General features: G+C 62.4%; 19 protein-coding genes. 10 read left to right on the top strand and 9 right to left on the bottom strand.

The annotated features are described in order from the left end of the window. The first annotated feature begins 25 nt into the window (after positions 1 to 25). Genes AC54AF_RS21235 through bamE form a run of 4 tightly spaced genes read left to right on the top strand, consistent with a single transcriptional unit; the run spans position 26 to position 1,985 of the window. Complete coding sequence (locus tag AC54AF_RS21235) at positions 26 to 487, top strand: GNAT family N-acetyltransferase (protein ID WP_496638120.1); 462 nt, start codon at positions 26 to 28, stop codon at positions 485 to 487. After that, positions 484 to 843, top strand: coding sequence for a nucleotide pyrophosphohydrolase (locus tag AC54AF_RS21240; protein ID WP_496638121.1), 360 nt, complete (start codon positions 484 to 486; stop codon positions 841 to 843). Before AC54AF_RS21235 ends, AC54AF_RS21240 begins: the two co-directional genes overlap by 4 nt. Before the next feature lie 48 nt (positions 844 to 891). After that, positions 892 to 1,680 carry a hypothetical protein gene (locus tag AC54AF_RS21245; protein WP_496638122.1) on the top strand — a complete coding sequence of 263 codons (789 nt, stop codon included), beginning with the start codon at positions 892 to 894 and terminating at the stop codon, positions 1,678 to 1,680. After that, positions 1,677 to 1,985, top strand: coding sequence for an outer membrane protein assembly factor BamE domain-containing protein (gene bamE, locus AC54AF_RS21250; RefSeq protein WP_496638123.1), 309 nt, complete (start codon positions 1,677 to 1,679; stop codon positions 1,983 to 1,985). The genes AC54AF_RS21245 and bamE overlap by 4 nt, the downstream gene beginning before the upstream one ends. A gap of 33 nt (positions 1,986 to 2,018) precedes the next feature. Here bamE and AC54AF_RS21255 read toward each other — a convergent pair whose 3' ends face one another. The 3 genes from AC54AF_RS21255 to AC54AF_RS21265 form a co-directional block, all read right to left on the bottom strand. Continuing rightward, positions 2,019 to 3,680, bottom strand: a complete 1,662-nt coding sequence (locus AC54AF_RS21255) for a methyl-accepting chemotaxis protein (protein WP_496638124.1) — start codon at positions 3,678 to 3,680, stop codon at positions 2,019 to 2,021. Positions 3,681 to 4,124: 444 nt separating this feature from the next. Further along, a complete protein-coding gene (locus tag AC54AF_RS21260; protein WP_496638125.1) occupies positions 4,125 to 6,284 on the bottom strand; it encodes a DEAD/DEAH box helicase in 2,160 nt (719 codons plus the stop codon). Positions 6,285 to 6,556: 272 nt separating this feature from the next. Then, positions 6,557 to 7,402, bottom strand: a complete 846-nt coding sequence (locus tag AC54AF_RS21265; protein WP_496638126.1) for an alpha/beta fold hydrolase — start codon at positions 7,400 to 7,402, stop codon at positions 6,557 to 6,559. Between the two features lie 134 nt (positions 7,403 to 7,536). Here AC54AF_RS21265 and AC54AF_RS21270 point away from each other — a divergent pair, with 134 nt between their 5' ends. Then, entirely contained in the window at positions 7,537 to 9,144 is a 1,608-nt protein-coding gene (locus tag AC54AF_RS21270) for a M28 family peptidase (protein WP_496638127.1), read from the top strand. 109 nt (positions 9,145 to 9,253) lie between these two features. On the opposite strand, the gene AC54AF_RS21275 is transcribed toward AC54AF_RS21270, so the two are convergent. The 3 genes from AC54AF_RS21275 to AC54AF_RS21285 all read right to left on the bottom strand — a co-directional run bounded on the left by AC54AF_RS21275 (position 9,254) and on the right by AC54AF_RS21285 (position 13,731). Then, positions 9,254 to 9,670 carry an SRPBCC family protein gene (locus AC54AF_RS21275; RefSeq protein WP_436483027.1) on the bottom strand — a complete coding sequence of 139 codons (417 nt, stop codon included), beginning with the start codon at positions 9,668 to 9,670 and terminating at the stop codon, positions 9,254 to 9,256. A gap of 140 nt (positions 9,671 to 9,810) precedes the next feature. Further along, a complete protein-coding gene (locus AC54AF_RS21280; protein ID WP_496638128.1) occupies positions 9,811 to 10,509 on the bottom strand; it encodes a dienelactone hydrolase family protein in 699 nt (232 codons plus the stop codon). Between the two features lie 87 nt (positions 10,510 to 10,596). Further along, positions 10,597 to 13,731, bottom strand: a complete 3,135-nt coding sequence (locus AC54AF_RS21285; RefSeq protein WP_496638129.1) for a DUF6701 domain-containing protein — start codon at positions 13,729 to 13,731, stop codon at positions 10,597 to 10,599. Positions 13,732 to 13,846: 115 nt separating this feature from the next. On the opposite strand from AC54AF_RS21285, the gene AC54AF_RS21290 reads away from it, so the two are divergent. Further along, positions 13,847 to 14,851 carry a GlxA family transcriptional regulator gene (locus AC54AF_RS21290; protein WP_496638130.1) on the top strand — a complete coding sequence of 335 codons (1,005 nt, stop codon included), beginning with the start codon at positions 13,847 to 13,849 and terminating at the stop codon, positions 14,849 to 14,851. 4 nt (positions 14,852 to 14,855) lie between these two features. Here the strand turns inward: AC54AF_RS21290 and AC54AF_RS21295 are convergent, their stop codons facing one another. Beyond that, the gene (locus AC54AF_RS21295; protein ID WP_496638131.1) at positions 14,856 to 15,089 is read right to left on the bottom strand and encodes a hypothetical protein; all 234 of its coding nucleotides are present in this window, start codon (positions 15,087 to 15,089) and stop codon (positions 14,856 to 14,858) included. Between the two features lie 111 nt (positions 15,090 to 15,200). Beyond that, on the bottom strand, positions 15,201 to 16,307 hold the full coding sequence (locus tag AC54AF_RS21300) for an S-(hydroxymethyl)glutathione dehydrogenase/class III alcohol dehydrogenase (RefSeq protein WP_035824324.1): 1,107 nt from the start codon (positions 16,305 to 16,307) through the stop codon (positions 15,201 to 15,203). 259 nt (positions 16,308 to 16,566) lie between these two features. Between AC54AF_RS21300 and AC54AF_RS21305 the strand changes: the two genes are divergently transcribed. The 3 genes from AC54AF_RS21305 to AC54AF_RS21315 all read left to right on the top strand — a co-directional run bounded on the left by AC54AF_RS21305 (position 16,567) and on the right by AC54AF_RS21315 (position 19,444). Continuing rightward, entirely contained in the window at positions 16,567 to 18,015 is a 1,449-nt protein-coding gene (locus AC54AF_RS21305) for a PQQ-dependent sugar dehydrogenase (RefSeq protein ID WP_496638132.1), read from the top strand. 140 nt (positions 18,016 to 18,155) lie between these two features. Beyond that, positions 18,156 to 18,599: a thioesterase family protein gene (locus AC54AF_RS21310; RefSeq protein ID WP_131689381.1), complete on the top strand. Its 444-nt coding sequence runs from the start codon at positions 18,156 to 18,158 to the stop codon at positions 18,597 to 18,599. Between the two features lie 59 nt (positions 18,600 to 18,658). Then, the gene (locus tag AC54AF_RS21315) at positions 18,659 to 19,444 is read left to right on the top strand and encodes a substrate-binding periplasmic protein (RefSeq protein ID WP_496638133.1); all 786 of its coding nucleotides are present in this window, start codon (positions 18,659 to 18,661) and stop codon (positions 19,442 to 19,444) included. Between the two features lie 38 nt (positions 19,445 to 19,482). On the opposite strand, the gene AC54AF_RS21320 is transcribed toward AC54AF_RS21315, so the two are convergent. Beyond that, positions 19,483 to 19,986 (bottom strand): DUF3016 domain-containing protein, encoded by a 504-nt coding sequence (locus tag AC54AF_RS21320; protein WP_496638134.1) that lies wholly within the window; start codon positions 19,984 to 19,986, stop codon positions 19,483 to 19,485. A 434-nt stretch (positions 19,987 to 20,420) separates the two neighbouring features. Between AC54AF_RS21320 and AC54AF_RS21325 the strand changes: the two genes are divergently transcribed. Next, positions 20,421 to 21,932, top strand: coding sequence for a DUF3369 domain-containing protein (locus AC54AF_RS21325; RefSeq protein ID WP_131689379.1), 1,512 nt, complete (start codon positions 20,421 to 20,423; stop codon positions 21,930 to 21,932). Positions 21,933 to 21,990: the final 58 nt, after the last annotated feature.

Raw genomic sequence — 21,990 nt, forward strand, 5'->3', positions numbered from 1 at the left:
ACATCCCATTCATTCGACTTCCCCCATGACTATCCGCCTGGAATCGCCGCAGCAAGCCGACGTGCAAACCCTGATCGCCGAGCTTGATGCGTATCAACAAACGCTGTATCCGGCCGAGTGCGTCTACTCGCTGGATCTGGCATCCGTGCCGTCGGACAGCCTGCTGTTTGCCGTCGCCCGCGATGCGGCAGGCACGGCGCGCGCCTGCGGCGCCATCGTCGTCACGCCCGATTTCGGCGAGCTCAAGCGCATGTACGTGCATCCGGACAGCCGCGGCCTGGGCCTGGCCAAGCGCCTGCTGGCCCTGCTGGAAGAGCAGGCGCTGGCGCGCGGCTGCCGCTTGCTGACGTTAGAGACGGGCATCCATCAACCTGAGGCCATCGCCCTGTATGCGCGCGACGGCTACCAGCGGCGCGGGCCGTACGGCGACTATCCCGACGATCCGTTCAGTGTCTTCATGGAAAAACCGCTGCGGGTGGCGGCATGAACGCGCCCACCGACAGCTTGCTCGACATTCGCGCCCGCCTGCGCGCCTTTGCCACCGAGCGCGACTGGGACCAGTTCCACACGCCGAAAAATCTGGCCATGGCCCTGTCCGTGGAAGTGGCGGAACTGGTGGAGCACTACCAGTGGCTGCCCACGGGCGCGGATGCCGAACTGGACGAGGCGAAGCGCGCGGGCATCCGCCACGAACTGGCCGACGTGCTGATGTATCTGGTGCGCCTGGCCGACAAGAGCGGCGTCGACCTGCATGAGGCCGTACTGGAAAAGATGGAACTCAATGCGCAGAAATATCCGGCGCAGCAGGTGCGCGGCGACGCGCGCAAATACAGCGAGTACTGATCCCCCAGCCGTGCGTGGCTGCCGCGCAAAAAGGCGTAGCATCAAGCCATGCGCACTTACCACCCTCTCCTGCTGACGCTGCTGCTCCAAGGCCCTATTGCGCTGGCGCAAACCGCGCCCGTGCCGCAAGTCAAAGTGGATGCCACGCGCGACCCCGTGGATAAATCCTACCGCAAGATGCTGCAGGGCGTGGAACGCTTCGAGCGCGACCATGCGCTGGCGCCGCAGGCGGTGCTGCGCTTTCGCTTGCTGCCGCGCCAGCCCGGCGTGGACATGACGGGCGTGCAGCTGCGCATCGCCGGCGATACCGTCAGCATCCCCTTGCCCTTGGCTGAGGACAACAGCTTTGCCCCCGTGCGCAACGCGCAGGCCGCGCGCGAAGATGCGATCCTGATCGCCAACCGCAAGGCCACCACCATGAGCTGGCGCGCGCAAGTCATCACGCCCGGCCTGCCCCCTGGCACGCGGCGCCTGGGCGACCTGCGCCTGGAATGCCGCGCCGGCATGGATTCGGGCCTGATCTCGAACGACCCGCAAATCATCGCCTGGCTGTCCAGCATGCTCTACAGCACAGACAAGGTGTGTTCCGAGCCGGATGGCAATTATCTGTTCTTCACGGACCGCCCCCTGTTCGGCGTCACCCTCGTGCATGGCGAGCGCCGCCTGGCGCTGCCGTTCACCATGCTATACGCGGGCGGCGAGCAAACGCCCGCCTCGCTGCCGTATTGCGATTGCCAGGTGCTGCTCGACCGCACGTATTACGCGCCCCTGTGGGACGCCAGCTGGCCCGACGATACCCTGCTGGAATTTACTTACATGGACGAGGTGGCGCCATGAAGTGGCTGGTGATCGCCATGCTGATGCTGCTGGCCGCCTGCTCCGGCACGCGCGCCTTGCAGGCAAGCAAGAATGTGCCTTATGCCACCCTGGAGCAAACCGTGCAACCGGGCAGCAGCACGCGCGAACAGGTGCGCGCCGCGCTGGGCGACAGCACGTCCATCCGTTTCGACAGCGGCAATGAAGTGTGGATGTACACCTACCCGGCGGCCTCGGGCGCGCAGGGAGAATATGTGATTCTGTTTGGCGGGGATGGGGTGGTGAAGAAGGTGCGCAGCGGCCAGGTGTACCGGATACGGAAATGAACCCCGCCAGCGTTGCGCTGGCGGGCGGCATGCTTATCTTGCCTTCAGCAAGGCCCGCGACGCCACGCCAGCGCCCGCGCTGGGGCTGCGGCCTACGCCGGCAGCCTTGCGCTTGGGCGACGTCTTCAATTTGAAGATGCCGATCGACTGAGCCACGCTCTCGGTGCGCTGCGCCAGATTGGTGGCGGCAGCGGCCGCCTGCTCCACCAGCGCCGCATTTTGCTGCGTGATGCCATCCATCTGGATAACGGCCTGGTTGACCTGGCTGATGCCCTGGTTCTGTTCGCGCGTCGTGGAAGAGATCTCGTCCATCACTTCCGTCACGCGGGCTACCGAGGCGATCACTTCCGTCATGGTGGCGCCCGCATTGCTGGTCAGCACGCTGCCCGCATTCACCGTGGCGATCGAATGGTCGATCAGATTCTTGACTTCCTTGGCCGCCGTCGCCGAGCGCTGCGCCAGGCTGCGCACTTCGCCGGCCACGACGGCGAAGCCGCGGCCATGCTCGCCCGCGCGGGCCGCTTCCACGGCCGCGTTCAAGGCGAGAATATTCGTCTGGAAGGCGATGCCGTCAATCAAGCCGATGATGTCGAGAATCTTGCGCGAGGAAGTGCTGATCTCATCCATCGTGGTGACCACTTCGCTGACGATGGTGCCGCCCTTGGCCGCGACGGTGGATGCCTGCGTCGCCAGGCCGTTGGCCGTGGCCACGTGATCGGCGCTGTTTTGCACCGTGGACGTCAGTTCTTCCATGCTGGCCGCCGTCTGCTCCAGGCTGGACGCTTGCGATTCCGTGCGGCTGGACAGGTCCATATTGCCCGTGGCAATTTCCGCCGTGGTGATGCGGATATCCTCGAAATTGGCGCGCACATCGCCGATGATGCTGTGCAAATTGATATTCGTCTGGCGCAAGGCCGCCATCAATTGGCCCATGTCGTCGTCGCGCACCTTGTCGATGACGCCCGTCAGGTCGCCGCCGGCCATCTTGCGCGCCATGGTGATGGCGTCGCCCAGCGGCGCGACGAGGGAATTGTGCAGATGGGCCCAGAAATACAGCATCAGCGCCACGGCTGCGGCAGCAGCGCCGCTGAGCCAGCTGCGCGTGGCCGTGCTCGTGTCGCCGTCGATATTCCAGACGGCGCAACCGAGGATGGCCAGCACCACGCCAAAGACGATGCAATGCAGGGCCAGGTCTTGCGACAGGGTCAGCTTGCGCCACTCGGCCAGCTTGGCGGCCCAGCCCTGGCGCACGACGCGGCCATTGCGGATCGCCAGCTTGGCGGCATTGCCATCTTTGAAGCTTTTATACAGGGCAGCCGCATCATTGATCTGCTCGCGCGTGGGCTTGGTGCGCACGGACATATAGCCGATCGGGCGGCCGTTCTCGATGACAGGCGTGATATTGGCGAAGACCCAATAAAAATCGCCATTCTTGCAGCGGTTCTTGACCATGCCGGTCCATGGCATGCCCGTCTTGATGGTGTCCCACAGGTCGGCAAACGCTTCGGCCGGCATATCGGGATGCCGCAGGATATTCTGTGGTGCACCCAGCAATTCCATTTCTGAAAAACCGCTGACTTCAATGAAATACTGATTGGCGTAATTGATGTTTCCCTGTAAATCCGTGGTGGAAACAATCGTCATGCCTTCATTTAATACGTATTCATTTTGCGTGATAGGCGTATTGACCCGCATCGTCGCTCCTCTATATTTTTTTCAACTAGCATAACAAAAACATAAAAACAATATACCACATCAAGCAGTCGTGATATATCGCCGTGGCGACAGTGACGCTGGTAAAACAATTTAATAAAAGTCAATTATTTTATGCTTTATAATTTATTTTGAATCAACTTGATTGACTTTATTGAAATGCAAAATCTTAATGGCGTGCAGTATAAATAATGAATTAAATATTATTTATTGTTATCGGGCGCGAGAAACAAGCCGTATATGTCGATTAAAAGACGGCAACAGCAGTTCGATAGGGAAAAACCATGGCGCAGCCCATCCGCGTTAGTAACGGAGCGGCAAGGTTCGTTTACTGGAGGGAAATAAAAACTGGCGCGAACGCGCCAGTCGGGGATGTGTCTCCAATCCGCGACACAGGCGCCGGGGAGACGCCTGTGATGGGATCGCTTACTTGAACGTTTTGCGCGGCGACTTCGGACGCGGTGGCGCAGGTTTACGCTCCGTCGTGCCATCGTCCAGGCTGATGCGCAGCTTCTGGCCCGAGACCACGACCGATTTCAGGTGGTCGAGGATTTCCGGCGGCATGCCTTCCGGCAGGTCCAGCACGCTGTAGTTGTCAAAGATATCGATGCGGCCGATATGCTTGGCTTCCAGGTTCGCTTCGTTGGCGATGGCGCCAACGATGTTGCTTGGCGTCACGGCGTGCTCGCGGCCCACTTCGATGCGGTAAGCCGTCACGCCCGGGCGTGGACGCTCCTTCTTCGGCGCGCGCGGCGCTGGCGCTGCGTCGCCCGCATCCGCTGGCGCATCCTTGAACGCTGGCGCGGACTTGGCGGCGAACGGCTTGCGCGGCGCGGCTGGCGGCGCCAGATCCGGTGCGTCGCCGTCACGGCTGATGCGCAGCTGCTGGCCCGCCACCCACACGGTTTTCAGCTGGTCCAGCAATTCTTTCGGCATGCTGTCCGGCAAGTCCAAGACGCTATAGTCGTCATAGATTTCGATGCGGCCGATGTTTTTCGAATCGATGCCCGCTTCGTTGGCGATGGCGCCGACGATATTGCCTGGTTTCACGCCATGCTGATGACCAACTTCAATGCGGAAGGTCTGCATGCCGGCGTCGGCAGGACGGGAGATGCGCTCCTTTTTCGGGAAGGCCGGGCGCTCGCCACGGTCGCTGCGCTCGAAGCGATCGCCCCGTTCCGGACGGTCGTTGCGTTCAGGGCGGTCAAAACGGTCCTGGCGCACAGGACGGTCGTCTTGCCACGTGGCTTGCTCGCGCGCCTTGTTCTTGTCCAGCAACAGCGGCACATTGCCACGCGCCATCTTCGCCAGGGCGGCGGCGATTTCGATGGCGGGAATGTTCTGTTCGCGTTCGAAATCTTCGATCAGGGACTGGAACTGCTCCAGTTCGCCCAAGGCCAGGGTTTCGCTGATCTGTTCCTTGAACTTGGCGATGCGCACATCGTTGACGGCCTGGATCGTCGGCAGTTCCAGCATGCCGATCGGCTGGCGGGTCGAGCGTTCGATGGCTTTGAGCAAGTTCTTTTCACGCGGGGTGATGAACAGGATCGCTTCGCCGCTGCGGCCGGCGCGGCCCGTGCGGCCGATGCGGTGGGTATAGCTTTCCGGATCGTGCGGCACGTCGTAGTTGACGACGTGGCTGATGCGCTCGACGTCCAGGCCGCGGGCGGCCACGTCGGTTGCCACGAGGATGTCGATCTTGCCGTCTTTCAACTGCTGGATCGTGCGCTCGCGCTGGGCTTGCTGGATGTCGCCATTGATGGCGGCAGCCGAGAAGCCACGGGCTTGCAGCTTGCCGGCCAGCTCTTCCGTTCCCAGCTTGGTGCGGGCGAAGATGATCATGCCGTCAAACACTTCCGCTTCCAGGATGCGGGTCAATGCGTCCAGCTTGTGCATGCCCGACACCAGCCAGTAGCGCTGGCGGATGTTGTCGGCCGTGCCCGTCTTCGCGGCGACCGTCACTTCGGCCGGGTTCACCAGGTAGGTCGTGGCGATACGCTTGATGACGGAAGGCATGGTGGCCGAGAACAGGGCCGTTTGATGGCCATCCGGCGTTTCTTTCAAGATGCGTTCGACGTCGTCGATAAAGCCCATGCGCAGCATTTCATCGGCTTCGTCCAGCACCAGCGTCTTCAGCTTGGACAGGTCGAGCGAACCCTTGTCCAGGTGATCGATGACGCGGCCAGGGGTACCGACGATGACGTGCACGCCGCGGCGCAGGGCCGACAGCTGCGGGCCGTAGCTTTGGCCGCCGTAAATCGGCAGCACGTGGAAGCCGGGAATGTGGGCGGCGTACACCTGGAACGCTTCGGCGACCTGGATGGCCAGTTCGCGCGTCGGTGCCAGGACCAGGGCTTGGGGTGAGCTTTGTTTCAGATCGATGCGCGACAGGATCGGCAAGGCGAAGGCGGCGGTTTTACCCGTGCCCGTTTGCGCCTGGCCCAGCACGTCGCGGTTCGCGAGCAATAATGGAATCGTGGCCGCCTGGATAGGCGACGGTGTTTCGTAACCGACATCCTTGAGCGCGCGAATCAGCGGCTCGCTCAGGTTTAGGTCGGAAAATAAGGAAATTGGTGTATCAGACATGAAATCACTCACAAGTTCGCTCGAATCGCCCAATGCGAAAGAGTGTATCTGCTAGTTTACTCTTTACTGGACCTTACCGGGTGGCTGCATGCCGCAGAACGCCGTTTTTTGCGCCATATCTACGTAAAAATGGCAGAAAAATCGGTGATCCGCACGCAATTGGCGCGTGATTTTGCCAATATTAAACGATACACAACAATATGCCGACTGCGTCTGTTCTGCGCGGCAACAGCAAGGGCGGGCGCCCCCCGCACCATTGCGCCCGCCCCGTTTCAAGTGCGCAAAAACTCCAGCAAGTCCTCGTTCAGCCTGTCCTTGTGCGTCGTCGCCAGGCCGTGCGGCGCGCCCGCATACACGAGCAGTTTGCTGCCGATGATGAGCTCGGCAGTGCGCCGCGCCGAGGCGGCAATCGGCACGATCTGGTCATCGTCGCCATGGATCACCAGGGTCGGCACGTCGAACCTGGCCAGGTCGCTGGTGAAATCCGTCTCGGAAAATTGCTTGATGCACAAATAGGATGCCGGCATGCCTGCCTGCATGCCCTGCAGCCAGAAATGCTCGCGCACGCCCTGCGATGGCTTCGCATCGGGCCGGTTGTAGCCATAGAACGGCTCGCTCAAGTCGCGGAAGAATTGGCTGCGGTCGGCCTGCACGCCGGCGCGGATGGCGTCAAAGGCGGACAGCGGCAAGCCCAGCGGATTATCGGCCGTCTGCAGCATCAGCGGCGGCACGGCCCCCACCAGCACGGCCCCCGCCAGACGAGCCGTGCCATGGCGGCCGATGTAGCGCGCCACCTCGCCGCCGCCCGTCGAGTGGCCCACGAGCGTAGCGCCCGTCAAGTCCAGCGCGGCGATCAGGGCGGCCAGGTCGTCGGCATAGGTATCCATGTCATTGCCGTCGAAGGGCTGGCTGGAGCGCCCATGGCCGCGCCGGTCGTGCGCGATGACGCGGTAGCCGCGCGAGGCCAGATAAAACATCTGGTCTTCCCAGGCGTCGGACGACAATGGCCAGCCGTGGCTGAAGACGACGGGCGGGCCGCTGCCCCAGTCCTTGTAGTAGATCAGGGTGCCGTCGGCGGTACGCAGGGTATTACTCGATTGCAAGTCAGTGGCAGTCATGGAACGCTCCTTGTCGGTGGACCAGCGGCCATTGTGGCCGCAATGGCGCGTGCACGCCGCGCGCTACGCCAGAGCATTGCGGTAGAGTAAGATTGCCGCTGCTTTGTTTTCCCGTATTCACTTTTGGAGTTGCCATGCGTTTTCCCTTCGTCCTCGCCGCCAGCCTGTTCAGCACGGCTACCCTCGCCCAACCGCTCGTTGCCGAAGCGCCCCTGCGCGCCCACCTGTCCTTCCTGGCCGACGATTTGCTCGAAGGTCGCGGCACGGGCCAGCGCGGCGGCGACCTGGCCGTGCGCTACCTGGAAACGCAGGCGGCCGTGGCCGGCTTGCAGCCCTTGCATGATGGCACGTATCGCCAGGCGCTGACCATCGTCGGCAGCAAGGCCTTGCCATCGAGCACAGTGACCTTCAGCGCGGGCGGCAAGACCTTGTCCCCCGTCTTCGGCCAGGACATCGTCTTTGGCGCGGCGAATGGCCAGGAAAAAGTGGCGTTCGACGCGCCCGTCGTGTTCGCCGGCTACGGCATCCGCGCGCCCGAGGAAAACTGGGACGATTTCAAGGGCGTTGACCTGAAAGGCAAGCTCGTCATCATGCTGGTCAACGACCCGCAGCCGACCGTTGCCGAACCAAACCGTTTTGCCGGCAAGTCCCTCACGTATTACGGCCGCTGGGTCTACAAGTACGAGGAGGCGCTGCGCCAGGGCGCGGCCGGCGTCTTGCTGATCCACACGACGGCGTCCGCCTCGTATCCATGGTCGGTGCCCGCCAACGGCTTCGGCCATGAACGCTTCAACCTGGCCGGCGCGGGCAATGCGATGGAAGGCTGGCTGCAGGAAGACGTGGCGCGCACGCTGTTCCAGGCTGGCGGACAGGACCTCGACGCCTTGCGCGCGCAGGCGGAAGCGCGCGCGTTCCGCCCCGTGGCCCTGAACGCGACGGTCAAGGTGCAATTGAACAGCCAGATCCGCAGCATCGAGCAATTCAACGTGGCCGGCATCGTGCCGGGCACGGACTCAAAACTCAAGGACGAGGCCGTGATCTACTCGGCGCACTGGGACCACCTGGGCAAGGATGACGCAGGCAGCAGCCAGAGCGACCATATCTACAACGGCGCCATCGACAACGCCTCGGGCGCGGCCGCCCTGCTGGCCATGGCGCAAGTGGCCGTGAAACAGCCGGCGCGCCGCACGCAGATTTTCCTGTGGCCGGCCGGCGAGGAAACGGGCATGCTGGGCAGCACCGCCTACACGCGCAAGCCCTTGTGGCCGCTGGCCAAGACGGCCGCCGACCTGAACCTCGACAGCATGAATTTTGTTGGCAAGACGCACGACATCGGCGTGGCGGGCGCCGAGCGCAGCAGCCTGTACGCGAGCGCCGCCAAGGTGGCCAAGCGCATGGGCCTGCGCCTGGCGCCCACCATTCCCGACCTGTCCGGCGCCTTTTACCGGGCCGACCATTTTGCGTTTGCCAAGGCCGGCGTGCCCGCCTTCAACGTGGGCTCGGCCGTGTTTTCCGGCGACGGCTCGTTCGATTTCGTCCAGCAGCCCAAAGCCTCCGGCGAGCGCCTGGTGGCGTTCAAGAAGGATTACCACCAGGTCACCGACGAGTACAACCCCTCATGGGATTTATCGGGCATGGTGCAGCAGGCACAATTTACGCTGAACCTCGGCTATGAAGTGGCGAATGACAAGAATTTGCCGACATGGAACAAGGGCGAGGCGTTTGGCAAGGTGAAGCGGTAAGCAGATAGCGGTGAATTAACCCGCAAAACAAAAAAGGCCGGGGTCAGTCACTGCGTGATCGGAATGCCCCCATTGGGCGCATTCCCCCAGCGGGTCTGACCCCGCTGGTTCAAATCGCCATGATGCGTTTCAGGTCGACGAACGCCGTTTCGTACAAATGCTGAAACGCGCCGATCATGACCTCTTCCACGCCTTCGGCCGCGTCGAATTCGCTCGACCATTGCGCCACGCACTCATTCGCGCCCGGTTCGCCCGTGACGCGCAAGGTAGAGCGGTAGTTCTTGACGGGGATCGGGCCCGAGACGATGGTGTAGCTGTAGCTCTTGTCCGCTTCGCTGTAGCTTTGCAGGCGTTCGGCGATAATGGCGCCGTCCGTGGTTTTCAGGCGGCGTACTCTGCCGCCGTGCTCGGACAAGCTGGTCTTGATGGAGCTCGACCATTCAGCCAGCGACTGGAAGCCGCCGATAAAATCCCACACGCGTTCGGCGCTTGCCGCCAATGTTACAGAAACAATTACTTGGGCCATCTTTGATTCGGTTCCTCATCCAGGTTTGCCGGGCGCCGCGCCCGGCCGGCCGGAGTCGCCCGGCACAGCCGCTATTTTAGCGCCCATGCGGCTTTGCTGCTGAGCGGAAAATAGCCGCTGGCCAGCCTGGCGAGGCAAGCTTACAAGTTTTCCGCCAGGAAAATCAAGGAATTGCCATGCGCGTGGGCGGCCGCGCGCTGCTGGTAGCTGTCGCGGTGGGTGCAGTTGAAACCATGCTCGGCGCCCGGGTAGATATGGATTTCCACGTCTTGCCGGTCTTCGAAGCGCTCGGCGATCTGTTGCACGGCTTCCGGCGGAATATGGCTGTCCTGACCGCCAAAATGCATGAGCAACGGCACCTGGACCCGGTCAGCCAGGTCCAGCTTGTTCTGGATGCCGCCGCCGTAATAGGCGATGGCCGCGTCGACCAGGCCGGCCGCAGCCGTCTGGAACGACAGGCGGCCGCCGAAGCAGTAGCCGACCGAAGCCAGCTTGCCCGTCACTTCCGGGCGCGCGCGCAGGACGGCGATGGTGGCGGCGATATCGGCGTCGGCATGCGGATTGTCGCTCGCCTGCATCAGTTCGACGGCGCGCTTCCAGCCGTCCGCTTCATAGCCCAACTCGATGTGCGCGCCGGCGCGCCAGAACAGGTCGGGCACCAGCACCACGTAGCCATCGGCCGCGTACTGGTCGGCCACGGCGCGGATGTGCTCATTGACGCCGAAAATTTCCTGCAACAGGATGATGGCAGGGCCCTTGCCCACGTGCGGCACGGCCAGGTAAGCCTGGAAGCTGCCGTCCGGGCCGGCGATATCGATCCACTGCGATGTTGTGCTCATAGAAACTCCAGTCTAAGGTTGGGGGAATGCCACAGCCAGGCATGTTACTGGTTTTTCCCCCTTTCTGCGCCCACCCTTTGTTCTGGCTCAATACATCTCGCGCAGATAAATCACGGGGCCCGACTTGAAGACGCCGAAGACGACGGTGCCGACCGTGCTGGCCAGGTAGGGATGGCTGCCCACGGAAACGTCGACGCTGCCGGCCTTGCCGGCGCCGGGCGCCAGCAGGGTCAGGAGATTGGTTTGCGGCAGTGTGCCTTGCACGACGGTATAGGTCCGGTCATCGACGGCCAGCGCGGCGCAGTCCAGCGTTTTCTTGCAATGGGCCAGCACCACATCCGGCTTCTTGATCGCACTGATGCTGTCGAGCAGATTCGTGACCCATCTCGTCCCATTCCAGTACTGGACTTGTACGGCCAGCCTGACGGGCAGCAACTCGGAGCCATAGCCGTGAGGCACCATCCATTGCCCCGACAGCACGGTCATGCGTGCCTCGTTCTGTATCACTGGCGAGCTTGAGCTGACGACGATGCTGCCCGGATACGTGCTGCTGGCGCGCAAACGCACGTCGGTGGGCGCGATCTTCGCCGGCACGCCGGCCTTGCCCGGAAAACGGTAGGCGACCATGGGCGAGGCGACGCCGAGGGTGAATGTCGCGGGCGCCACGCCGGTGACGGTGTTTTGCTCCTTCTTGCCGTCGGTAAGGCGGCTGCTGCCATCAGGAGTGCTCGGCGGAAAGGAAATCGTGCCCGTGGCCGCATCCAGGCCTTCGAGCAGCACCGGTGCCAGGGCCGTCGGGTTGCGTTCGTCATAGTTTTGGGTCGTCGTCCCGCCCAGGGCGCGCGCCGTCACGCGCACGCCGACCGCCTGCCCCGAGTAGGCGTAACGGCCGTTCGTCCCATCACCGGCGCAGGTGAGCGGCGCGACGCATGGCATGGCGATGCCGTTGGTAGCTGCCGGCTCGTCACCGTCGTCCTTTTTGATCAGCTCCGTGATGAAGTGGTGCGGGATGAACTGCACGTCCTTGCTTACGCTCGAGGCCGGCGCAGCAAGGTTGGCATCCAGGTAGCCGTTGGGATTGGCCAGATTAAAGGCGATGGTGATCGTTCCCACTTCCGGCCAAGTCATGTCGCTGCTGGCAACGCTGCCATTCTTGAATACCACGCCCCCCTTCAGGGCGGGCCTGGCTGGCTTGTCTGGTGCGGCAATCTCATCCGTCGTCGGCTTGACCAGGCTGTCCAGCGTAGGCAGCGCCGTCTCTGCTATCTTTTCATTGCCGAAATTCGGCGTCACCTGGTCCACGTTATTGAGCGCGCTCATGCTGACCGCCACAGGCGCGCCCGCGCGCTGGGGAGTGGCGATGGTAACGGTGCCGAACTTGGCCGGCACGACGATGACGCTGCCGCTGCCCGTCATGCTCAATCCGGCGTCGCCGGTAGTGGCCGACCCCGTATAGGTGGCCGTCAAATTCAGCTGGCCCACGTCCGCATACGACATGAGGGCGGTGGCGATGCCCTGGTTGTTGAACGCCAGCTTGACGTTGGCACCCGCCGTGCTGCAGGCGCTGGTATCGTTGTTGGCCAGTGGCACGAACGTCCCCGTGCCCTGCACGAAGACGGGCAGGGTGCCGCTGGCGGGATTGCCATAGCTGCAAGCGAGGTTCAGGTTCTTGCTGGCATTTTTGAACAGGGGCACGCACGCTTGCGCGTTGGGGGAAGCCTGCACGGCGCTGACGTCGAACGCCTTTTGTGTGGCAGAAACATGATTGACGGGTGTGACGGTCAAGCCTGTCGCCGCAAAGCTCATGTCGCAGCTGCTGGTGGGTGCCAAAGCGCGCTTGCATACAAGCGCGCCCGTGGTGCCGGGCACGCTCGTCAGGCTCAAGGTGGCCGTGCCGACCGTGTACTGGCGCACGCTGGCCGTTGCCACGCCGCTGCTGCCTATCTGCGTCGCCGTGCCGCCAGGGCTGACGGTAACATTCGCGCCGTTCGTGTACTTCGCGCTGCAGGCGGCATCCGCGCACGCCGTCACCGTCACCGCCTGCGGCGCGCACGTCAGGGCATTGCCCGAATGCTCGATCTGGAAGTGGTGGGGGCCGGCCTGCGTGCCCGGCCCGCATTTCGGCCCCATCGGTTCATTGAAGGCCCAGCCGCTGTTGTTCGTCACGCAGCTGCACGGATTTGAGGGGGTATACGCCTTGCAGGTGATGGTTTTCTGCACCCGCCCCTGCCAGCCCAGGGTGATGTGATCGACCAAGGCGTTGCCCGTGATATACGCCTTGGCCGACTCCAGGGTGACATTGCCGCCCTCCACATTGCCATCGATACCATTACCCGAGGAAACAATCAGCGTCTTCGACGCCGTCACATCGCCCGTGACCAGCAGGCCGGATGCCTTCAGGTCGATGATAGGCGACTTCAGGTTGCCCGTCACCTGGCTGCCGGAACCGATGGTCAGCGAGGTGCTGGCCGTGATATTGCCCTGCACCTCGCTTTGAGCGGGGTCGATACTGACGATGGGCGCCTCGGTGGTGCCCTTCAGGCTGCTGCCTGAGCCCAGGCTGAACGATTTTCTGGCAGTTACGTCGCCCGTGATTGTCACTTTGGAGCTGGTCGTCACAATGGCGCCGCTGATGGGGCCAGAGATGGTCGAATTGGAACCGATGCTCACGCTATCGGCGGCCTGGATGCTGCCCGTGATCGTCACGTTGGAGTTGGTCGTCACATTGCCGCCGTTGATGGCGCCATTCAGCGTCGAGCCGGAAGAAATGTCGATATTGCCCGTGGCCGTGATACTGCCGGTGATCTTGACTGCCGTGCCACCCAGGATGACGGACGCGGCAGAGATATCAGCCACGATGACACTGCCGCCCTGCGAACCCAGCTTGAAGCTGCCGCCCTTGGAAATGATGCTGCCGCCAGTGACCTTCAGGTTCGGCGTATTGATATTGCTGAAGTCAATATTGCCATTCACCGTCAGCGATGCCGTGCCACTCATGGAGAATGACTGGTTATAGCCCAGATTGACACTGCTGCTGACCGTCACGCCATAACCACTGGCAATGGTAATGACATCGGACGAACTGAAGGCGGCACAGGTATACAGCTTGTCCGCGCGGCTGCAGCCGTCGACGGCGCCGCCATTGAAGTTGAGCGTGGCCGCGTGGGCAAGGGATGCGCCCAGCAGCAATGTCAGGGCGGCAAAAATGTGGAGTAAGCGCACGATATCGAGGAATCCGGTGGGTGGAGAGCCAGCGGGCGCGCGGAGGATTTCATGCTAACCTACGCCATCGCTGTTGTTGCATTATGGCAGTATTTATCCCCCTCGCGCATATCGCATGATCAAGCAAAGCCCCAAAGAATTTCCCCTGCGCACCGTCGATATCATCGTCTATCCCGGCTTCAAGGCACTCGAAGCCATCGGCGCCATGAAAGTGTTTGACTACGCCAACACCCATTTGCGCCTGCGTAACCGGCCCGGCGGCTACGACGTGCGCATCGTCTCGACGGCCATCGGCCCGGTCGAGTCGGACACCCTGATGTCGCTGTACGCCAGCAAGGCGCTCGATGGCAGCCGCTTGCCCGACCTGGCCGTCATCGTCGGCTGCCACCACGTCGAGCACGTCTTGCAGGACATTCCCGCCCTCGCCGCCTGGGTAGCCGAGGCGGCGCCGCGCATCGACACCCTGGCGGCCCTGTGCACGGGCTGCTTCTTCCTGGCCGAGGCGGGCGTGCTCGACGGCAAGAGCGCGGCCACGCACTGGAGCGCCGTGGACAGTTTGCGCCAGCGCTATCCATTGATACAGGTCAATGCCGATGCGATTTTCGTGCGGGAAGGAAAATTCTGGACGTCGGCTGGCGTGACGGCCGGCATCGATTTGGCGCTGGCCCTGGTGGAAGACGATTTCAGCCGCGATATCGCGCTGGAAGTAGCGCGCGACCTGGTGGTGTATTTGAAGCGGCCCGGCGGCCAGTCGCAGTTTTCCGTACACCTGTCGAGCCAGATGACGACGCATCCGACCATCCGCCAGTTGCAGGGCTGGATCATGGAGCATCTTGCCGAAGAGCTCACGGTGCCGCTGCTAGCGGCCAGGCTGGCCATGAGCGAGCGCAATTTTACGCGCGTCTTCCAGCGCGAAACGGGCAGCAGCCCCACGGAATTCATCGACACGGCCCGCTTTGAAGTGGCGCGCCGCTTGCTGGAAGACAATGTGTCCTCCTTAAAACAGGTGGCCGTGCAGGCGGGCTTGCATAGCGAAGACAGGCTGCGCCGCCTGTTTCAAAAGAAACTCGCCATCACGCCGCGCGATTACCGCGAGCGCTTTTCCAGCACGGCGCGTTAGGACTTCAGCGCGGCTTGCCGTGACGTACGTGGCGCGTGGCCAATTGGCGGCTCTGCCGGGCCAGCGGTGTAAACAGGAGTGCGCACAGCAGATAGGTGGCCAGCAGCGCCAGCCAGATGGCGGGCGTGGCAAGGTTGGCGGCATTGCTCCACCACAAGGCCAGCAGGGATGACAGGGCCGCGCCGAGGAAGACGGGCAGCATGCGGCGCAAGGTCGCGAGGTAGGCAATGGCAAACATGGACGGCTCCCAAAGCAAGGCGGATGTCTTCACACTAGCAGGGGCAGGCGGCGAAGTACAGGCTGCCGCCCTGCCCCGCCCATCATGTGTTGCGCAATACGTACACTCGGGTCAGTACAGCACCACGGAACGGATCGATTCGCCGCTCTTCATCAGGTCGAAGCCCTCATTGATGCGTTCGAGCGGTAAACGGTGCGTGATCAGGTCGTCGATATTGAGCTTGCCTTCCATGTACCAGTCGACGATCTTCGGCACGTCCGTGCGTCCCCGCGCGCCGCCGAAGGCCGAACCGCGCCATTCGCGCCCCGTCACCAGCTGGAACGGGCGCGTGGAAATTTCCTGCCCGGCCGCCGCCACGCCGATGATGAACGATTTGCCCCAGCCCTTGTGCGTGCACTCGAGCGCCTGGCGCATCAGGGTCGTGTTACCGACGCATTCGAAACTGTAGTCGGCGCCGCCGTCCGTCAGCTGCACGATGGCGTCGACGACGTTTTCCACCTCATTCGGGTTGATAAAATGCGTCATGCCGAACTTGCGCGCGATGGCCTGGCGCGCCGGGTTGATATCGATGCCGATGATTTTATCGGCGCCGACCATCTTCGCCGCCTGGATCACGTTCAGGCCGATGCCGCCCAGGCCGAACACGGCCACGTTGGCGCCTGCCTCGACCTTGGCCGAGAACAGGACGGCGCCCACGCCCGTCGTCACGCCGCAGCCGATGTAGCACACCTTGTCGAACGGCGCGTCTTCGCGGATTTTTGCGAGAGCGATTTCCGGCACGACGATGTAATTCGAAAAGGTGGAGGTGCCCATGTAGTGGAACAGCGGCTGGCCATTCAGCGAGAAGCGCGAAGTCGCGTCCGGCATCAGGCCGCGGCCCTGCGTGGAGCGGATGGCCTGGCACAGATTCGTCTTTTGCGACAGGCAGAACTTGCACTGGCGGCATTCCGGCGTGTACAGGGGGATGACGTGATCGTCCTTTTTCAGGGTCGTCACGCCAGGGCCCACGTCGACGACGACGCCGGCGCCTTCATGGCCGAGGATGGCAGGGAAGATGCCTTCCGGGTCGGCGCCGGACAGGGTGTAGTAATCGGTGTGGCAAATGCCCGTGGCTTTCAGCTCGACCAGCACTTCGCCGGCGCGCGGGCCGGCCAGGTCGACTTCTTCGATGGTCAGCGGGGCGCCCGCCTTCCAGGCAATCGCGGCTTTGGTTTTCATGGGGATGTCTTCCTGCTCGGTTTCAGATGCGCCATTATCGGGCGGCTGCGGGCGCGGCAGTGCCGCTGGACCCGCGCTTGTCTGAAAACGCGGCGCATTTGTCCGATGCCGCCGCACGGTGCAGCAGCGCACGGAAGTGCGGACGCCACGCGGGGTATGCTTGCGCAAGCTCAATCATGCCGACGCCAAAACGCGCATTCTTGCAGCAAACCTAGCGCCATACCGAGCAGCCATTTCATCGTTCCCGCAGGAGACTGACATGCGCCACTTCCTATCCCGGCTTTCCCCTGCCTGGCCAGCTTTGCTGCTGGCCTGCTGCCTGAGCCTGCTGGCATCGTGTGGCGGGGGCGGCGGCCACCATCCGCCTGCCGCCGGCACCGGCAGCCTGAATGTCAGTATCGGCGGCTTGCCGGCCGGCGTGGCGGGCGCCGTCACGGTCACGGGACCTGCGTCGTACAGCAAGACGCTGACGGGGAGCACCACGCTCACGGACCTGGCGCCCGGCGCCTACGGGCTCAGCGCCGCCAGCGTGGCGCAGGGCACGGGGACGCTGGCGCCCACGCCCGTCACGCAGCAAGTGCAAGTCCATGCGGGGGTGACGGCCAGCGCCAGCGTCCTGTATGCGCCGGCCACGCCGCTGGCCCTGGGCCTGCAGGAGGTGATCAGCGGACTGGATGCCCCCATTTTCCTCACGGCGCCGCCCGGCGACAGCCGTTTGTTCATCATCGAACGGGCCGGCCGCATCCGCGTGGTGCAGAACGGCAACTTGCTGGCCACGCCCTTCCTCGATATCAGCGCGCTCACCACCACCAGCGGCGAGCGGGGCTTGCTGTCGCTGGCATTCCATCCGCAGTACGCGAACAATGGCTATTTCTTCATCTATTACACCAATCTGGCCGGCGACATCGTCATCGAGCGGCAGCAAGTGTCGGCGGGCAACGCCAACGTGGCCGATCCCCTGTCCGCCCTGACCATCCTGACGATTGCCCACCCCACGTTCAGCAACCACTATGGCGGCTTGCTCAGCTTTGGCCCGGACGGCTACCTGTACGCGGGCACGGGCGACGGCGGCAGCACGGGCGACCCGCCCGGCAATGCGCAAAACACGAATGTGCTACTGGGCAAGCTGCTGCGCCTGGACGTCAACGCCAGCACGGTAGCCCAGCCGTACGCCATTCCACAGGGCAACCCATTTGCCACGGCAGGCGGGCGCCCTGAAATCTGGGCCTACGGCTTGCGCAACCCTTGGCGCTACGCCTTCGACGTGCCGGCCCAGCTGCTGTACCTCGCCGACGTCGGCCAGGCCAACTGGGAAGAGGTCGATGTGCGTCCCGTGGGCGAGGCGGGCAACAACTATGGCTGGAACATCATGGAAGGCGCGCACTGCTACAACAGCGCCAGTTGCAACCAGGCGGGACTGGTCCTGCCCGCCATCGAATACGGCCACGATGCGGCTGGCGGCTGCTCGATCACGGGCGGCTATGTGTACCGGGGCACGGCCTTGCCGGAACTGACGGGGCACTACCTGTATTCCGACTATTGCAGCGGCTGGCTGAAAAGCTTCAGCTACAGCAATGGCACGGCCTCTGCCGTAAAAGATTGGGGCATCACGAACGTGGGCAACATCCTGTCGTTTGGCCAGGATGCGCAAAACGAGCTGTACATGCTGAGCGGCACGGGCAAGGTGTACAAGATTGTACGTAAATGAGCGTGCGCAGCGTGCGTCTATAAGCGTGCGCAAGCAGTCATGGCGGAACACGCCTGGGGCGGCGTTTTTCGACGGGACGCGGGGAACCGGCTAGAATTGACATTTCCGCCGCGCCCGGCGCACCAGTCCAAGAGAACACCATGGCCCGTTTGAAACTTGAATTCCCTGAAGACCAGTACTGCTATGCCTCGCAACTGACGGTACGCACGACGGACATCAATGCCGGCAACCATCTCGGCAACGATTCCATGATTTCCATGATTTCCGAGGCCCGCGCCCGCTTCCTGTTCGAGTACGGCGTGCGCGACATCGAAGCGGATGGCACCGGCATCATCGTCACCGACCTGGCCACCACCTACCGCGCCGAAGCCCACGCGCGCGACCAGTTGCTGTTCGAAGTGGGCGTCATGGATTTCAACAAATATGGCGGCGACATCACCTTCCGCATCACGCGCCCGCGCGACAACACCCTGATCGCGATGGCCAAGTCCGGCTTTGTCTTCTTCAACTACAAGCGCAGCCAGGTCGTGCCCATGCCGGACGAGTTCGGCAGCAAGTTCCCGCAGGTGAACTGGATCGATTAACAATATCTTCATGCCGCCATGCTGTATGCTTGCCAGGAAGACATTGAAACTGGAGCGGCATGCAATCAGCAATCATGGCAAGACTGTGCCTGGCCCTGGCCCTGCTGGGCATCTTGCTGCCCGCCCTGGCCACGCCGCAAACCGTCATCCTGTACGGCGACGACGACTATGCGCCGTACAGCTATGTGAAAAACGGCGTCTTCAAGGGCATGTATGTCGATATCCTGCGCCAGGCGGCCAGCGCGATGCGCGATTACCGGCTGGAACTGCAGCCACGCCCCTGGAAACGGGGCCTCGACGCGCTGGAAAGGGGCCAGGTTTTCGGCCTGTTTCCGCCCGGGCGCAAGATGGAACGCTCCTACGTGCAACCGTATTCGGCCATGCTGCACCGCGAATCGGTGGTGCTGTTTTGCCATGACGCCGTCATGCGCACGCGGCGCACGCGGTTTCCCGCCGACTTTGCCGGCCTGACCATTGGCGTCAATACAGGATTTTTACTCTCGGAAAAATTGATGGCGCCAGCCCGCCAAGGGCTGCTGCGCCTGGAAGCGGCCAAGGGCAATGAAGCCAATCTGAAAAAACTGGCCCTGCGGCGCATCGATTGCTACGCCAGCGACCGCGGCGCGGCCCGCCACACGGCGCGCCGGCTGCAGGGCGAATTGGCCAGCTACGGCTTTGCCTTGCGCGAAGTGCTGGAACTATCGTCCGAAGCCACCTATATCGCCTATAGCGCGCGCAACGCGCCGGCCTACAAGGCCGATTTCGTCGCGCAGATGAATGCCGCCCTGCTCGCTCTGCGGCAGAACGGCCAGCTGGCGCGTATCGAAGGGGCTTACCTGCGCTGAACGTCGCGCGGCGGCGCACCCATTGGCACCTGCTTGCCTTACTTGCGCGCCTGGCGCCTCACCTTGACGCCAAAGGTATCAGCGTACCAGTCGTCGATCATCAGCTTTTCATAACGCAACTTTTCATTGCTGAAGTAAGGATTGATGCGGCTCAGGTAAGACATGTCGGACAGGGCGGCACTGCCACTGCTGATGACCTTGCCATCCTGTTCCAGCACATAGTGCAGGCGCATGCGCGGCCAGTCGACCCGGCCATTCATGACGCGGATATCCTGACCCGCACGCAGGGAGGGATTTTCACGTCCCGCCAGATCCACGTCCGTGACGTCGATTTTCAAGGTCTGGCCGGTCGGCAGCGCTGTGCCCAGCTTCTCGAAATGCCGGGTCAGCTCCTTCAGTACGTCGTCCCGCTCGCGCGGATCGAACGGCACATCCGTAAATTGATCCGGTTTGCTGAAATGCACTTCGGTTCCTGCCCAGGCCGCACTGCTGGCCAGCAAGGCCAATCCGGCGATCAGGGCGCGCGTCGTTTGCTTTTGCATGATGTACCCTTTCAGGAAATATGGGTGGCATGGAGCCACTTCTTATGCCTGTCCAATATAACGCGCTCCAGCCCATGCTGACGCGAAATTCATACCTTGTTACTTTTCTGATTTTCCGCCAGAAAGGCGAGACGCCGTTTTTTTTTGCAGATTCATTGGCAATATTAATTAAAACAAAGTATTGTCTTGAAAATATAGTTGCCTAAGCGATAAAGTATACATAGTGTCACCCGCGTGGATTTAAAGTGCTTTTTTGACAGGCATGTTGCATGAATTTAGTCAATTATTCTTGCTTGTTGTTAATACTTGGCCGTCAGTCTACAATCGACAAAATGCGCCCGAAAAACGCGCAACGCCAGTAGTGGCGCACAGGCACGCCTGGCGCGGGCGTCTCAGCATTGCGTCAGTTATGCCTTTTAGCGGAACTCGCCCTTATGTCATTTTTGTCTTCAGCTTCACCCAAGTTACCTCCCTGGAAAGTCCTGCTCGTCGATGATGAACCCGACATCCACGACATCACCAAACTGACGCTGAGCCGTTTTCGCCTGGAAGGCCGCGCCCTGAGTTTCGTGCATGCGTACAGCGGCGCCGAGGCCAAGCAGGTGCTGGCGCGCGAAGAAGGCATCGCGCTGGTCTTCCTGGACGTGGTGATGGAGCGCGAAGACAGCGGCCTCGAAGTGGCGCGCTGGATGCGCGAAGACCTGGGCAACCAGTTTACGCGCATCGTGCTGCGCACGGGACAGCCGGGACAGGCGCCGGAAGAACGGGTGATCGTCAACTACGACATCAACGACTACAAGGAAAAGACGGAACTCGATCGCACCAAGCTGTTTACCACCACCTTTGCCGCCCTGCGCGCCTACCGCGACATCATGAAGGTGGAAGAGGCGCGCCAGGCCCAGCTCCACTACCGCGAGGGACTCGAGCGCGTCATCGCCGCCTCGGCGCACATTTTCAAGCAGCGCAACCTGCGCGACTTCGCCAGCGGCCTGCTGCAGCAAGTCGTCGCCCTGCTGCGCCTGGAAACGAGCATGCTGCTGCGCCTGCGCGGCGCCAGCGCCATCACGGGTGAGCAGGACTATGAAATCCTCGCGCAGATCGGCGACCATGAAGCCGATGGCGGCATCCTCAGCCCATCCCTGCTGTCGCAACTGGACGATGCCAAGAGCAACAAGATCTCGCGCCTGCATGGCGACACCTATGTCGGCTATTTTCCCAACAGCAGCGGCAAGGCGTCCTTGCTGGTACTCAAAGGCGTGGAAGAGATTTCCGACCTCGATGCGCAATTGCTGGAAGTATTCTGCTCCGGCGTGGCGATCGCCTTCGACAACATCCTGCTGACGCAGGAAATCACCGATACCCAGGCCGAGCTGATCCTGCGCCTGGGCGACGTGGTCGAATCGCGCTCGCACGAAGGCGGCAACCACGTGCGCCGCATGGCCGAAGTGTGCCAGTTGCTGGCGCAGGCCTCCGGCATGTCGGAAGAGGAAACCATGGTGCTGCGCCACGCGGCGCCCATGCATGACATCGGCAAGATTTCCACGCCCGACGCCGTGCTGCTCAAACCGGGCAAGCTCGATGCGGCCGAATGGGAAATCATGAAGCAGCATCCGACGGTGGGCATGTCCATCCTCGACGGCTCGCAGCGCCCGCTCTTGAAGGCGGCCGCCGTGATCGCCCACCAGCACCATGAAAAATACGACGGCAGCGGCTACCCGCAAGGCCTGGTCGGCGAAAACATCCACAAATACGCGCGCATCGCCGCCGTCGCCGACGTCTTCGACGCCCTCATGCACAAGCGCTGCTACAAGGACGCCTGGCCCCTCGAGCGCGTGGTCAGCTACCTGCGCGAAGTGAGCGGCAGCCACCTCGATCCGCAATATGTGGAGTTGCTGATTGAGAATCTCGATGCAGCGCTTGCGCTGAATCAGCGTTTCCCTGATTAAAAGGCGTAGATACTGTTATCCCCGTCAAGCGGCGTGCAAGGTCGGATCAAATATTTTT

It is taken from the genome of Janthinobacterium sp. JF4 (genome assembly GCF_059617925.1).

What these genes read in the sequence shown, in the direction of transcription:
- AC54AF_RS21305 (WP_496638132.1), top strand. Translation starts at nt 16,567, where the DNA reads ATGCGCCACTTCCTATCCCGGCTTTCCCCTGCCTGGCCAGCTTTGCTG.
- AC54AF_RS21260 (WP_496638125.1), bottom strand. Translation starts at nt 6,284, where the DNA reads ATGTCTGATACACCAATTTCCTTATTTTCCGACCTAAACCTGAGCGAG.
- AC54AF_RS21240 (WP_496638121.1), top strand. Translation starts at nt 484, where the DNA reads ATGAACGCGCCCACCGACAGCTTGCTCGACATTCGCGCCCGCCTGCGC.
- AC54AF_RS21315 (WP_496638133.1), top strand. Translation starts at nt 18,659, where the DNA reads ATGCAATCAGCAATCATGGCAAGACTGTGCCTGGCCCTGGCCCTGCTG.
- AC54AF_RS21255 (WP_496638124.1), bottom strand. Translation starts at nt 3,680, where the DNA reads ATGCGGGTCAATACGCCTATCACGCAAAATGAATACGTATTAAATGAA.
- bamE (WP_496638123.1), top strand. Translation starts at nt 1,677, where the DNA reads ATGAAGTGGCTGGTGATCGCCATGCTGATGCTGCTGGCCGCCTGCTCC.
- AC54AF_RS21275 (WP_436483027.1), bottom strand. Translation starts at nt 9,670, where the DNA reads ATGGCCCAAGTAATTGTTTCTGTAACATTGGCGGCAAGCGCCGAACGC.
- AC54AF_RS21235 (WP_496638120.1), top strand. Translation starts at nt 26, where the DNA reads ATGACTATCCGCCTGGAATCGCCGCAGCAAGCCGACGTGCAAACCCTG.
- AC54AF_RS21295 (WP_496638131.1), bottom strand. Translation starts at nt 15,089, where the DNA reads ATGTTTGCCATTGCCTACCTCGCGACCTTGCGCCGCATGCTGCCCGTC.
- AC54AF_RS21325 (WP_131689379.1), top strand. Translation starts at nt 20,421, where the DNA reads ATGTCATTTTTGTCTTCAGCTTCACCCAAGTTACCTCCCTGGAAAGTC.
- AC54AF_RS21270 (WP_496638127.1), top strand. Translation starts at nt 7,537, where the DNA reads ATGCGTTTTCCCTTCGTCCTCGCCGCCAGCCTGTTCAGCACGGCTACC.
- AC54AF_RS21300 (WP_035824324.1), bottom strand. Translation starts at nt 16,307, where the DNA reads ATGAAAACCAAAGCCGCGATTGCCTGGAAGGCGGGCGCCCCGCTGACC.
- AC54AF_RS21280 (WP_496638128.1), bottom strand. Translation starts at nt 10,509, where the DNA reads ATGAGCACAACATCGCAGTGGATCGATATCGCCGGCCCGGACGGCAGC.
- AC54AF_RS21310 (WP_131689381.1), top strand. Translation starts at nt 18,156, where the DNA reads ATGGCCCGTTTGAAACTTGAATTCCCTGAAGACCAGTACTGCTATGCC.
- AC54AF_RS21245 (WP_496638122.1), top strand. Translation starts at nt 892, where the DNA reads ATGCGCACTTACCACCCTCTCCTGCTGACGCTGCTGCTCCAAGGCCCT.
- AC54AF_RS21290 (WP_496638130.1), top strand. Translation starts at nt 13,847, where the DNA reads ATGATCAAGCAAAGCCCCAAAGAATTTCCCCTGCGCACCGTCGATATC.
- AC54AF_RS21320 (WP_496638134.1), bottom strand. Translation starts at nt 19,986, where the DNA reads ATGCAAAAGCAAACGACGCGCGCCCTGATCGCCGGATTGGCCTTGCTG.
- AC54AF_RS21265 (WP_496638126.1), bottom strand. Translation starts at nt 7,402, where the DNA reads ATGACTGCCACTGACTTGCAATCGAGTAATACCCTGCGTACCGCCGAC.